Genomic DNA, 12673 nt, shown 5'->3' on the forward strand with positions numbered 1-12673 from the left:
GGCAATTCACTCCGGAGTCTGCGATGTCATCGATTGGTCGCGAAAGGCGGCGGGTATGTTCGCGGCAACAGCGGCCAAAACAAGGCTCGTGACCGAGCCGTTTTTTCTCAGGCAGCGCTGCAAATGCCACGCCAGTTTCACACCCATTTGACGATCCTGAACGACAAACCGCCGACCGAACATATCGGCCGGCGGTTGCTTTGACGTTTACGAATCCGGGTTAGCGGCGCTTAGCCGCGATCGCTGCGCCGCCACGGAAACAAATTGGCCGGAAAGTCCGCGGCGGGCTTGCGTTCGCGCGGTTCGGGGATCACCGGCCGCGCATTCGGATCCTTGACGATCACCTTGCGGTAGAGGTGCCACGTGGCATGGCCGAGCAGCGGGATCACCACGGCAAGGCCGACGAAGGCCGGTATTGTGCCGAGCGCGAGCAGCACCGCCACAATGAAGCCCCACGCCGCCATCGGCACGGGGTTCTGTGCGACGGCGCGCATCGACGTCACCATGGCCTCGCCGGCGGTCGCCTGGCGGTCGAGCATCATGGGGAAGGCGATCACGCTGATGCAAAGCGCGACGAGCGCGAACAGGAAGCCGACGCTGCAGCCGACCACGATGAGCCACCAGCCTTGCTGGGTGGTCAGCACGCGCGCGGCAAAATCGGGAATGTTGGCCGCGGTCTCATAGCCGAACACCGCCGTGTAGATCGCCTGGGCGGTGGCGATCCAGGTCACGAACAGCGCGAACAGCAGCGTTCCGACCCCAAGCATCGCGCCGAATGACGGTGAGCGGAATACCTCCATGGCATCCCAGGCAGATGCTTCCCCGCCGTCCTCGCGGCGGCGGCTCATCTCGTAGAGGCCGATGGCGGCAAACGGGCCGAGTAGGGCAAAGCCCGCGGCCAGCGGAAACAGTAGGGGGAGCACGGAATAGCCGTGCACGGTGCGCGCAAGCACGAGGCCGAGCACAGGATAGATCAGGCAGAGGACGATGGCATGACTTGGCACCGCCTTGAAGTCTTCCCAGCCGAGACGCAGCGCATGATGCAAATCGGACAGGCCGATGGTGCGGATGACCGGCGCAGACGCGGCGCCTTGTCCGCTCTGCGTCATCGAACTGACATTGCCTTGGTATGATGTGGCCATGGTTGTTGTCTCCCTCTGCGCGGTCGCATCTGGCGCCCGGCACGCGGGCACAAACCTGCCGCCTCTCGAAGCGATCACGATCAAGCCAGACGCGAAAGACAGAGCAGGGAACTGGCCGTGTCGCGAACTGTGCAATGAGGCTACTCCCAAACTGCGCCAAAAGCACTCACGCTTAAGTGAATGTCGCATTGGCAAGCTATGGAGGGGGCGATAGACTTGAACTGTGACCTCGGTCAGGCGCCCCAAGGCCGTCTGGCCTTCACATCTCAACTCTCTTGGGAGCGAACGATGAGCATTTTCGGAAAAATCATGGGCGCGATCTTCGGCAGCAGCGCCACCGCTGCGCCCGCCGGCGGAACGGCCACAAGCGCAGCCCCCGCCGGTGGATCCGGCAGCGCATCGTCGTCTCCTGCCGCAGTGCCCGCCGGCGCGGCGCCGGCGCAGTCCGTTGACGTCGCCCCGATCCTCGACAAGGCGGTTGCCGCGCACAAGGGCGAGAAGCTGGAATGGCGCACTTCGATCGTCGACCTCATGAAGGCGCTCGACATCGACTCCAGCCTCGCTGCGCGCAAGGATCTCGCCAAGGAACTCGGCTACGGCGGCGACATGAACGACTCGGCCAGCATGAACGTCTGGCTGCACAAGCAGGTAATGTCCAAGCTCGCCGCCAACGGCGGCAAGCTGCCGCCGGAGATCAAGCACTGACGGGATCATCCTCCCGTGCATAGAAAGGGCCCGCGCCAACGCGGGCCCTTTTTTATCGATCGGCGAACATCTATAGGTCGGCCAACAACAACAAGGAGAACGCCCATGACTGATCTCGATCGCCGGACGATGCTTGCGACCGGCGCCCTCGCACTGGCCGGCGCCGCCGCGCAATCCGCGCCGGCCCATGCCGAGGCCACGCCGAAGGCGATGTTTCCGGTCGCCGCCGTGACGATCCCGATCGTCGGCGCCAGCGAGGTGTTCCAGGTTCGCCGCATCTACTGCATCGGCCGCAACTACGCCGCGCACGCCATCGAGCGCGGTTCGGATCCGACGCGCGAGCCGCCGTTCTTCTTCCAGAAGCCGACGGATGCGGTTCAGAATGTCGCGATCGGCACCGTCGCAGATCATCCCTATCCGTCGCTGACCAAGAACTATCACCACGAGGTCGAGCTGGTCGCCGCGCTGAAATCCGGCGGCACCAATATTCCGGCCGACAAGGCGCTCGATCATGTCTATGGCTACGCGCTCGGCCTCGACATGACGCGGCGCGATCTGCAGAACGGCATGGCCGCGGAGAAGAAGCCCTGGGAGATCGGCAAGAGCTTTGACCATGCCGCGGTGCTTGGGCCGATCCATCCGGCTGACAAGACCGGCCATTTCACGCAAGGGGCCATCTCGCTCGCGATCAACGGCACGGTGCGACAAAGCTCGGATCTGAAGAACATGATCTGGAGCGTCGCCGAGCAGATCGCAAAGCTGTCCGAGGCATTCGAGTTGAAGGCCGGCGACATCATTTATTCCGGTACGCCGGAGAACGTCGGTCCGGTGGTCAAGGGCGACGTGTTGCTGTGCAAGCTCGAAGGCCTGCCCGACATGTCGATCAAGATCGTCTGACGAACGCGGCGCAAAGCGTTTTCGAGCGAAGTGGATACCTGTTCGCGTAAAGAAGACGCGTCATAAGGAAAAGCTAGAGCCCGTTCCGATTCCATCGGAACGGAACGGGCTCTAGCCGGCAAGGTCCGCGTATTCCGGATGCTTGTTGAGGTAATCCACCACAAAACTGCAGCCGGCGATCACCTTCCTGCCGTCGCGCCGGATCAGGTCCAGCGCGCCCTTGACCAGCTCGGAGCCGATGCCACGGCCGCGCAGCGCGCGCGGCGTCTCGGTATGGGTGATGATGACCGCCGACGGCGTCAGCCGGTAATTCGCAAAAGCGAGGCCGCCCTCGGTGTCGAGCTCGAAGCGGTTTTGGTCCCTGTTGTCGCGGACGGCGGCCATCGCAAAATCCCGGTTGATTTACAGGCCCTGATGTAAGCGTGTGAACCGGCCGGTGCAAAGCCGCGACCAACCCGCAAATTGGCATTTGTGGATTGACGATATGCGCATTTTGGCCTGTCTGACCGCCGTGTTGCTCGGCGTCGCGTTGATGCTTCCAAACCCGCCGCAAGCCGCTGCCACCGACGATCCGAGCTGGCAGACCTGCGTCGGCCTGACGACGGCACCCGGCGACCGCGTGGCTGCCTGCACCACGGTGATCGACGGCAAGGCCGAGGCCGGCAAGCGGCTGGCCGGGGCGTATTGCAATCGCGGCCATGGGCTGACGGAGAAGCGCGAGCTCGACGCTGCGCTCGCCGACCTCAACGAGGCCATCAAGCTCGATCCCGCCTATGCCTGCGCCTACACCAATCGCGGCCGCGTCTACGCCTTCAGGCGCGATCTCGATCATGCGATTGCCGATTACGACGAGGCGATCCGCATCGATCCGGCGTTCGCGCTGGCCTACAACAACCGCGGCGATGCCTGGCTCAACAAGGGCGATCTCGACCGCGCGCTGGCCGATCTCAGCCTCGCCATCAAATTCAATCCGCAACTCGCCACCGCCTACGGCAATCGCGGCTTCGTCTACCACCGCAAGCGCGATGCGGCGCATGCGATCGCCGACTTCACCACCGAGATCAAGCTCGAGCCCAACGTGCTCGCCTACATCAACCGCGGCAATGTCTATCGCGATACCGAGCAGCTCGATCGCGCCGCCGCCGACTATGGCGAGGCGGCGAGGATCGCGCCGACCGACGCGCGCGGCTGGCGCAACCGCGGCATGATCCGGCTCTTTCAGGGCGACAACAAGGGCGGGCTCGCCGATTACGACAAGGCGCTGCAATACGATCCCGCCGACGTCTATTCCTGGAACAATCGCGGCCAAGCCAAGCTACGGCTCGGCGACAAGAAGGGCGCGGCGGCCGATTTCCGCAAGGCGCTCGAGCTGCAGCCCGATCTCCAGAGCGCCAAGGGGGCACTGGCGCGGCTCGGCGGGGCGCGGTGACATCCTGCCGGCCACGGCTGCTCCCGCCGTGTCGCGCACACGCGGCACAGGCCTTGCGAATGGATGCAGTTCGATTAGGTTTGATGTCAGACATACGCCCCTGATGCGGCCGGATGGTCGTCTGGTACGGAGTGGCGGAGCCGGCCGCCGACGTATGCCTCTTGTCGGAGGAGGTTCGTCATGTCGGACAATCGTTTCTTCAACACACACCGTCCCTGGGAGGACTGGTTCGGCATGCTGCTCGGCGTGCTGATCATGGTCTCTCCCTGGTTTCCGATGCAGGTGAGCGGCGCCGTCGATATCGAGCGCAGCCACCTCGTCCTCAACAGCTTCATGGTCGGCATGCTGGTGCTCGGCATCGCCCAGCTCGAATATGTCGCGCTGCACCGCTGGGAGGAGGTGGCCAGCATCCTGCTCGGTCTCTGGCTGATGGCGTCGCCCATGGTCTTTGGTTACGCCGAGGACCACGCGCTGCAGTTCTGGCACATCCTGCTCGGCGCGCTGGTCGCCTTTATAGGCGCGTTGCAGCTGTGGCAGGACTGGAACCTGAGCGAGCAGGAACTCGCCAAGCACCCCCAGTAGCGGCCTGGGCAGAAAACAACGGGTTGACCGCCACCGGCGCGCGGAATCATCGGGCTGCGCCCGGCGGGCCTTGCCGAAGGCGGCGGCTTGGCGATAAACCGGGCGGTACCAATCCCTTGCGGCGCTTGAAGACGCCCGGTTCTGACCGAGGAAACACCCGATGACCGTCCTGACCTTGCCCTGTCTGTTGTGCGTATCGGCGGGGCGGCAATGAGCGGGACGGCTGCTGCCGCGCCGCGCGGCGGGATCGCGCGAGTATCGCGCCGGGTGATGAACCTCGCCTACATCCTGACCCAGAACGCCCGCCGGCACGGCGATCGCCCCGGCTTCGTCTGGAACGAGAAGGCCTGGTCGTGGCGCCATATCGACCAGAACGTCTCGGCGCTGGCGGCGGCATTGGCGGCGCGTGGCATCGTCAAGGGCGATCGCATCCTCGTCCATTCCAAGAATGGCGATGAGATGTTCGTCTCGATGTTCGCCGCGTTCCGGCTCGGCGCGGTCTGGGTGCCCACCAATTTCCGCCTGATGCCGGACGAAGTCAGCTATCTCGCGCAGGCCTCCGGCGCCAAGGCGTTTCTGTGCCATATCGATTTCCCCGAGCATGCCAAGGCAGCCGCCAATCCCGCGCTCGAATTCGTCTGGCGGATTGGGGAGGAGGGCGCCTTCGGCGAGGCGACGCTCGGCGACGTCATCGCCAAGCACGCCGGCGCTGTAGTCGAGAACGTCGCCGTCGAACACGACGATCCCTGCTGGTTCTTCTTCACCTCCGGCACCACCGGCCGTTCCAAGGCGGCCGTGCTGACCCACGGCCAGATGGGGTTCGTCGTCACCAATCATCTCGCCGATCTGACGCCAGGTGTGACGGAGCAGGATGCCTCGCTGGTGGTGGCGCCGCTGTCGCATGGCGCCGGCGTGCATCAGCTGATGCAGACCGCGCGCGGCGTGCCGACCATCCTGCTGCCGTCGGAAAAGTTCGACATCGCCGAAGCCTTCCGGCTGATCGCCAAGCATCGCGTCAGCAATCTCTTCACGGTGCCGACGATCCTCAAGATGATGGTCGAGCATCCCGCCGCCGACAAATACGATCATTCCTCGCTGCGTCAGGTGATCTATGCCGGCGCGCCAATGTATCGCGAGGACCAGAAGGCCGCGCTGAAGAAGCTCGGCAAGGTCATTGTGCAGTATTTCGGCCTTGGCGAGGTCACCGGCAACATCACCGTGCTGCCGGCCGCGCTGCACGATCCCGAGGACGGCCCGCACGCGAAGATCGGCACCTGCGGCTTCGAGCGCACCGGCATGCAGGTCTCGATCCAGGACGACGAGGGACGGGAGCTCGCCGCCAACCAGAGCGGCGAGATCTGCGTGATCGGGCCTGCGGTGTTCGCCGGCTATTACGACAATCCCGAAGCCAATGCGAAGGCATTTCGCAATGGTTGGTTCCGCACCGGCGATCTCGGCCACATGGACGAGGAGGGATTCGTCTACATCACGGGACGTGCCTCCGACATGTACATCTCCGGCGGCTCCAACATCTATCCGCGCGAGATCGAGGAGAAGATCCTGACGCATCCTGCGATCGGCGAGGTCGCCGTGCTCGGCGTGCCCGATGCGACCTGGGGCGAGGTCGGAATAGCTGTCTGCGTTGCGCGCGAAGGCACCGAGGCGGTCGCGGAGGCGGAGCTTGCCGCCTATCTCTCGCCAAAGGTGCCGCGCTACAAGATGCCGAAGCGGTTCTTCTTCTGGGAGGCGCTGCCGAAGTCCGGGTACGGCAAGGTGCCGAAGCGGATGGTGCGCGACGAGCTCGAGGCGCGCGGGCTGCTCGATGCGATCGCCAAATCGACGGGCGCCTGAGGCGATGCGCAGCATCGCCCAGCCCGGCGCTCCGCATCAAGAGCGCATCCAATGGATCAGCGCGCGCGGCCGCGCCTTTTCATTCGTGCTCGAGGCCGGCATTCCGTTGCTCGAAGCCGTGCGCCGCGGCTTTGCGGCGGAGGGTTTTTTCGGCGGCGTCCTGAGCGCGAAAAGCGGCGCGCTCGGGCCGTTCGCCTATGTGATGCCGGCGCTGTCGAAGGATGGCGTCAACGCCGCGTTCTACAGCGACACGTTCCGTCCCGACGGCGTGACGCGGCTCAAGCTGGCGGCGCTGACCTTCGGCGAACGGGACGGCGCGCCGTTCTTTCATTGCCATGGGCTCTGGACCGAGGCCGACGGCAAGGCAGGCGGCGGCCACATGCTGCCGGACGAGACCGTTGTGGCCGAGCCCTTCGAGGTCGAGGCGTTCGGCATCGATGGCGCGATGTTCCTGGCTGAAGCGGACAGTGAGACCAATTTCAAGCTGTTCGGTCCCGTCGCCAGCGCGCCGCGTGGGGCCAGGACCACGAGCCATGCCTTCGTGCTGCGGCTGCGGCCGAACCAGGATTTTGCCTGCGCGCTGGAGGGCTTCTGCCGCCAGCACGGCATCCTGCGTGCGCGGCTGCATGGCGGCGTCGGCTCGACCATCGGTGCCGTCCTCACCGACGGCCACAGCGTGGTGCCGTTCGCGACCGAGCTCGCGGTGACCGCGGGCGAGATCGCACCGGACGCGGATGGCCGGCTGCATGCCGAGCTCGACGTCGCACTGGTCGACTATCTCGGCGGCATCGCCGAGGGACGCCTGGTGCGCGGCGACAATCCGGTGCTGATGACGATGGAGCTGGCGCTGGAGGTGCTTGAGGAGGCGGAGCAGCCGTAGGGGCACTGCACGCTCCATCCCCATCGTCGTCCCGGCGAAGGCCGGAGCCGATATCGCGCGGCGGCCTCCGCTGTCGTCCCTGCGAAGGCAGGGACCCATAACCACAGACGTTCGTTGTCGAAGCGAGCTGTGGCTCCAGCGTTATGCACTAATGACCTTCGGTGGTTATGGGTCCCGGCTCGCGCTTCGCTTGCCCGGGATGACACCTAATTTGTTGCGCGATCTGCGAGACACACATCCACTCGCGACATGAATTGGCCGAGGTTTGCTGCCTTCGCCGCCCTCTCTTGACCAGAGGGCGCAGAGGCCGCTCACCGCCGCTTGCGGACATCGATGTTGATGTCGAGGTCGATCTCGCTGACGCAGGTCTGCTCGGTGCGGTGCGATCCGCCCTCGTGCCAAGGGCCGTTGCGCAGGCTGATGTCGCTGACGTGAGCGAGCCGCAGGCAGCGCCATTGCGGCAGCCTGCCCGAGCTCTCGCCGGCGAACTGCCAGGCCAGCACGACCTCCTCACCGCTCTTGTTGTAGCCGATGATGTGCGGGCAGAGCTCGCGCGGCCGGCCGTCATAGATGCAGACGACCTGCTGCTCGGTGAGGATCGCCTTGCGGAAGAGGGCGTAAGCTTTGCTAGGCATGGGACATCCGGCCATCTAGGATTGCTGCGGGCTCCTATCATATAAACTGGGCCACCCGCCGTTGTTTCCCCGGATCCGCGCCGATGGCCAGAGGACGACACCGCCCGATCAACATGCCCGCGCCATATCTGAGGCGCGTCTGGCTCGATCCCAAGCGCATTCCCAATCGCAACGCATATCCGTTCGCGCTGCCGCTGCTGCGCGACGATTTCGAGCTCAGCTTCGACAAGGCAATCACCATCATTGTCGGCGAGAACGGTACCGGCAAGTCGACGCTGCTCGAGGGGATCGCCGTGATGGCCGGCTATGATGACGCTGGCGGCGGCAAGGGCTACCGTGCGGTCGATCACGGCGGTGCAGTGGAGAAAATGGGCGGCTCGCTTGCCGCGGCGCTGCGCGCAAGCTGGCTGCCGAAGATCACCAATGGCTGGTTCTTCCGCGCGGAGAGCTTTTTCTCGGTCGCGCGATATCTGGACGCGGCAGCGCTGGACGTCAGAGACCTGCCGCCGAACTTCCTGTCGTATTCGCATGGCGAGGGCTTCCTGCGCTTCTTCGAAGAACGCTGCCAACGCCAGGGCATCTTCATCTTCGACGAGCCGGAATCGGCGCTGTCGCCGGCGCGCCAGATCGAATTCCTGAAGCTGCTGCGCCGCATGAACGGCACCGGCCACTGCCAGGTGATCATGGCCACGCATGCACCTGTCTTGATGGCCTATCCCGATGCGACGCTGCTGCGGCTGAGCAAATACGCGCTGGAGCCGGTGAGCCTGAGGGACACCGATCACTACCGGCTGATGCGCGAGTTCTGCGACGACCCGAAGAGGTTTGTCGAGGCGGCGATCGAGGAGTGAAACCCACCGCCCGGCTGACTTGCCTCCCGGCGAAGGCGCCGGCCGCGACTTCGCTCTGGTGCAAGAAGCCGGTCCCCGATCTAGTCTAGAACCCGGACCATAAACTGCGGCATGCGCCAGGCGGCGGATGGCCGACACATATCGGGAGAGAACGAGGATGAGGCGAACGATCGCGCGAGCTGGCGTCGTGGTGGCGGCATTGGCTGTGTTGGGGGCCGCCTGGGCGCACGGGCCGACGCGGCAGAAGGTGAGGGAATCCATCGAGATCAACGCGGCCCCGGCCAAGGTATGGGCGGTGATCAGCAATTTTCAGGACATGAGCTGGCTCCAGCCCGTCACCAAGACCACGGGCGAGAAAGGCAACGAGATCGGCGCGACGCGGACGCTGACGCTCACGGGCGGCGCAACGGTCGAGGAGGAGCTCTACAAATACGAGCCCGACATGCTCAGCTATTCGTACCGGATCACCAAGGTCGACGTGAAGGTGCTGCCGGTGACCAATTATTCCTCGACACTGACGGTATCGCCGGCGCCGGACGGCAAGGCGAAGCTGGAATGGGCCGGCGCGTTCTATCGCGGCTATCCCAACAACGATCCGCCGCCGGAGCTGAGCGACGAGGCCGCCAGGACCGCCGTGAGCGGGCTGTACAAGGCCGGGCTCGAGGCGCTCAAGAAGAAGATCGAGAGCGGAACCGGAGCATGATCCGGAAAAGTGTGAAGCGGTTTTCCGACAAGATCATGCTCAAAACAAGGAGCCAAAGCGCGATGACGGTTTGTCCCAATCTCATCGGGCTTTAGGCGTGCGCTCGATTGCGCTCGTCGCGCTGCTTGCCAGCCTCGGCGCCGCGCGCGCCGAGGAGGCGTTCGTCACCAACCAGCTCAGCGAAGACCTCACGGTGGTCGATCTCGCGACCTCGAAGCCGGTTGCGACCATTCCGATCGGCGGCAAGCCGGCCGGTGTCGCCGTCAGCGCCGACGGGCGCTTTGCCTATGTGACGAGTCCCGATGCCAAGGCGGTCACGGTGGTGGACGCGGCCGCGCGGCAAGTCGCGGGGCGGATCGAGGTCGGCGGCGGGCCGCTCGGCATTGCCGTCGCGCCCGATGGCCGCACGGTCTATGTCGCCGATTGGTATGCCGCTGCGGTGCGGGTGATCGATACCAGAGAGCGCCGTGTCGCCGCGAGTATCGCGGTCGGTGCATCGCCGTCCGGGCTGGCGGTGACGCCGGATGGGCTGCTGCTGCTGTCGGCGGATCGCGATGACGACAGCGTCTCCATCATCGACACCGCCTCACGTGAGCGGAGAGGGATCGTGAAGGTCGGCACCCGCCCGTTCGGCGTTACCATCGATGCCGACGGAAAACGCGCCTACACCGCCAATGTTGGCTCCGACGATGTCTCCGTGATCGACATTGCAGAAGCCCGCGAGATCGGCCGCGTGCCGGCCGGGATGCGGCCCTATGCGGTGGCGCTGACGCCGGGCCGCGGCTTCGTCACCGACCAATATGGCGGCACCGTCAGCGTGTTCGACCTCGCGAGCCTGAAGCCGATCAGGCGCATCACTGTCGGCGACTATCCGGAAGGGATCAACGCGACCGCCGACGGCGCGCGCATCATCGTCGCCTGCTGGGAGAGCAACACGCTGAGCGTGATCGACGCCGCCGAGCTGAAGGTGATCGGTGAGGTCAAGGTCGGCGACGGTCCGAGGGCGTTCGGGGCGTTCCTGAGGAGGACGGAGTAGGCGGAAGGTGAGTGGGGTGTCCCAAAATATCGAAAACAACCCCATGCAAAGGAGCAGGCTGCCGCCGACATTCGAAAAGCGACTTGACGCGTCGGGCAAATCAGCGATACGTTTTTATTATTCCGAAATTGTGCAAGCGTCCGCCGCCGCGCGATAGCCAATCGCTCCTCCGGCCTGTCGCCGAACCGCGCCCCATTGGCTCACCAGCGCGGCAGGCATATATTATCGGGCAATACGAGAAAACACAGGGAGGATGCCATGCATCATACCTTGGTGCCCAGTGACCGGGTCGAGCACGTCTGCGTCTTCGGGCGCGACGGCGCAAAGCTCGGGTCGATCGAGCGGCTGATGCTCGACAAGGTGAGCGGAACGGTGGCCTACGCCATCATCAGGACCGGCGGCGTGTTGAGCACCCACCACCACTATCCCGTCAAGTGGACCGCGCTGCACTTCGATCCCGTGCGGCAGGCCTTCGAAGCCGAGGTCACGCTGGAGGATTTGCGCGCCGGACCGTCTGAGTTCGACGGTGACGCATTCGACTGGGGCGACCGCTCGCAGTCGTATACGCACCCGAACTATTGGGCGGTGTAGTGCGGAGGTGAGGGGGTGTTGTTGTCGTAGCCCGCATGAGCGAAGCGATATGCGGGGACCGTCAACTTGTTCGGTCGATAGTCACGGATATCGCTTCGCTCATCCGGGCTACTTGCTCAATGTTGAGCGAAGAAACGGGTAGTTATCGCAGGAGATTTCGAGCCTATCAGGTTTAACGTGGGGCATTCATGGCTACGTTCCATCTTCAGGGGCATCGGCGCCTTTACATTCACAACACGCTGGATCAAGGCGCATTCAATGCTAAGTCAGCTATCGAAAAGAAACTCTTAGAAGGAAATCGTGACGGAATTGGTTTCGACTATATGTCGTGTGGGCTGATGCTCGCATTCACGTTCGAAGCGCAAGTAAATTTCTTTGGCAATCGCATTTTGAAACCATGGAACCATTATCAGCGTTGGAAAGGTAAGGTCGAGAGAGTCTTCGAAGTTCTGTCAATTGAATTCGACTGGTCAAAGCGGCCTTTCGTGTCACTTTGGAAGATGAAAACGTTCCGCGATACCATCGCGCACGGCAAGGCGTTCGAGCAGGATCTGAATGAGGATGTAGAGGGAGCTAGCATTGACGAGGTACGCAAGGCGTTTAACCTGAAGCAGGCTTGGGAGTCCATGATGACGCACGACGAAATCATGCAAGCCTACGACGACACGAATGAAATTTGGAAACTGATGATCGAAAAATCCGGTATCGAAATCACGGAGACGATTGATCAGGTTGATATTGTTTTCACACCGAAAGGCTAGGATCAGATGGGATGGATTGGCCCGTGGGATCAGCCGCGTGCTCGCACGGGAAGCAAACCACGTGTCGCCAATCCGCCTTATGAGCTTTAGCTGAAGGCAGGGACGCCATTCCGCCTACACGGTTAGGCAGCCTTTCCCTTCTTCTTTTGCAAGAAGGCTCGATATTCATCTGACGAGTCAAAAAATTCATCAGCGGAGGTCCGCACCTTTCCGTCCGGCGAGCGGAGTGCATATTTCACTAGGCGACCATCATCGGCAGTAATCGGATCAAGCCCGGCGCCACCTGAATGCACGGCGAACGCGACCACAGGTCTCCAGTCGAGCGTCACTGGAACATCGTCGTCAAAGTCCGGCTCGTACTCGCGGTTCGCCTCAAAGCCGGCGGGTGCGGGCACGATTGTTTCCGTAAGAGATTCGATTTCGCTATCGAGAACGAAGCCCTCACGTTTTGAGCCGTCATGCATTACTAGTGTCGCATTGTGCTCTGCGGCGGGCTTCGACCGCAAATGAATTTCAGCGACGTACTGAGAGTTTACGAAGAGACTGCCAAGTCGAATAAACATGTTTCAGACTCCCCCGGTCAGCTCAGAAATACTAAATCCAAAGCATG

16 protein-coding genes are annotated in these 12673 nt (G+C 63.4%); 11 read left to right on the forward strand and 5 right to left on the reverse strand.

Annotated features, from left to right (window positions below; translation table 11 throughout):
* Positions 1 to 6: 6 nt before the first annotated feature.
* Positions 7 to 147 carry a hypothetical protein gene (locus tag RX327_RS19680; RefSeq protein ID WP_160321740.1) on the reverse strand — a complete coding sequence of 47 codons (141 nt, stop codon included), beginning with the start codon at positions 145 to 147 and terminating at the stop codon, positions 7 to 9.
* 83 nt (positions 148 to 230) lie between these two features.
* The gene (locus RX327_RS19685) at positions 231 to 1142 is read right to left on the reverse strand and encodes a DUF2189 domain-containing protein (protein WP_317246849.1); all 912 of its coding nucleotides are present in this window, start codon (positions 1140 to 1142) and stop codon (positions 231 to 233) included.
* A 288-nt stretch (positions 1143 to 1430) separates the two neighbouring features.
* Here RX327_RS19685 and RX327_RS19690 point away from each other — a divergent pair, with 288 nt between their 5' ends.
* Together RX327_RS19690 and RX327_RS19695 are read left to right on the forward strand one after the other, a co-directional pair.
* Complete coding sequence (locus RX327_RS19690; protein WP_317246850.1) at positions 1431 to 1847, forward strand: DUF3597 domain-containing protein; 417 nt, start codon at positions 1431 to 1433, stop codon at positions 1845 to 1847.
* Positions 1848 to 1952: 105 nt separating this feature from the next.
* On the forward strand, positions 1953 to 2744 hold the full coding sequence (locus RX327_RS19695) for a fumarylacetoacetate hydrolase family protein (RefSeq protein WP_028332117.1): 792 nt from the start codon (positions 1953 to 1955) through the stop codon (positions 2742 to 2744).
* Positions 2745 to 2855: 111 nt separating this feature from the next.
* On the opposite strand, the gene RX327_RS19700 is transcribed toward RX327_RS19695, so the two are convergent.
* On the reverse strand, positions 2856 to 3128 hold the full coding sequence (locus RX327_RS19700) for a GNAT family N-acetyltransferase (RefSeq protein WP_317246851.1): 273 nt from the start codon (positions 3126 to 3128) through the stop codon (positions 2856 to 2858).
* 100 nt (positions 3129 to 3228) lie between these two features.
* Here RX327_RS19700 and RX327_RS19705 point away from each other — a divergent pair, with 100 nt between their 5' ends.
* From RX327_RS19705 to RX327_RS19720, 4 genes are all read left to right on the forward strand, one after another.
* Entirely contained in the window at positions 3229 to 4173 is a 945-nt protein-coding gene (locus tag RX327_RS19705; RefSeq protein ID WP_050384346.1) for a tetratricopeptide repeat protein, read from the forward strand.
* 180 nt (positions 4174 to 4353) lie between these two features.
* A complete protein-coding gene (locus tag RX327_RS19710) occupies positions 4354 to 4755 on the forward strand; it encodes an SPW repeat protein (protein ID WP_028332114.1) in 402 nt (133 codons plus the stop codon).
* 210 nt (positions 4756 to 4965) lie between these two features.
* A complete protein-coding gene (locus RX327_RS19715) occupies positions 4966 to 6606 on the forward strand; it encodes an acyl-CoA synthetase (protein WP_317246852.1) in 1641 nt (546 codons plus the stop codon).
* Positions 6607 to 6610: 4 nt separating this feature from the next.
* Positions 6611 to 7486: a PCC domain-containing protein gene (locus tag RX327_RS19720; RefSeq protein WP_317246853.1), complete on the forward strand. Its 876-nt coding sequence runs from the start codon at positions 6611 to 6613 to the stop codon at positions 7484 to 7486.
* A 311-nt stretch (positions 7487 to 7797) separates the two neighbouring features.
* Here RX327_RS19720 and RX327_RS19725 read toward each other — a convergent pair whose 3' ends face one another.
* Positions 7798 to 8121, reverse strand: coding sequence for a hypothetical protein (locus RX327_RS19725; RefSeq protein WP_317246854.1), 324 nt, complete (start codon positions 8119 to 8121; stop codon positions 7798 to 7800).
* Positions 8122 to 8204: 83 nt separating this feature from the next.
* Between RX327_RS19725 and RX327_RS19730 the strand changes: the two genes are divergently transcribed.
* The 5 genes from RX327_RS19730 (at position 8205) to RX327_RS19750 (ending at position 12063) form a co-directional block, all read left to right on the forward strand.
* Positions 8205 to 8972: an AAA family ATPase gene (locus RX327_RS19730; RefSeq protein ID WP_317246855.1), complete on the forward strand. Its 768-nt coding sequence runs from the start codon at positions 8205 to 8207 to the stop codon at positions 8970 to 8972.
* 157 nt (positions 8973 to 9129) lie between these two features.
* Positions 9130 to 9675: an SRPBCC family protein gene (locus RX327_RS19735; protein ID WP_317246856.1), complete on the forward strand. Its 546-nt coding sequence runs from the start codon at positions 9130 to 9132 to the stop codon at positions 9673 to 9675.
* 97 nt (positions 9676 to 9772) lie between these two features.
* Positions 9773 to 10711 (forward strand): cytochrome D1 domain-containing protein, encoded by a 939-nt coding sequence (locus RX327_RS19740; RefSeq protein WP_317246857.1) that lies wholly within the window; start codon positions 9773 to 9775, stop codon positions 10709 to 10711.
* A gap of 258 nt (positions 10712 to 10969) precedes the next feature.
* Positions 10970 to 11302: a PRC-barrel domain-containing protein gene (locus RX327_RS19745; protein WP_028332108.1), complete on the forward strand. Its 333-nt coding sequence runs from the start codon at positions 10970 to 10972 to the stop codon at positions 11300 to 11302.
* A gap of 188 nt (positions 11303 to 11490) precedes the next feature.
* On the forward strand, positions 11491 to 12063 hold the full coding sequence (locus tag RX327_RS19750; protein WP_317246858.1) for a hypothetical protein: 573 nt from the start codon (positions 11491 to 11493) through the stop codon (positions 12061 to 12063).
* A 122-nt stretch (positions 12064 to 12185) separates the two neighbouring features.
* On the opposite strand, the gene RX327_RS19755 is transcribed toward RX327_RS19750, so the two are convergent.
* A complete protein-coding gene (locus tag RX327_RS19755; RefSeq protein WP_050384357.1) occupies positions 12186 to 12626 on the reverse strand; it encodes a hypothetical protein in 441 nt (146 codons plus the stop codon).
* Positions 12627 to 12673 lie beyond the last annotated feature (47 nt).

This window comes from Bradyrhizobium sp. BEA-2-5 (assembly GCF_032918025.1).
GTDB classification, from domain to species: Bacteria; Pseudomonadota; Alphaproteobacteria; order Rhizobiales; family Xanthobacteraceae; genus Bradyrhizobium; species Bradyrhizobium pachyrhizi.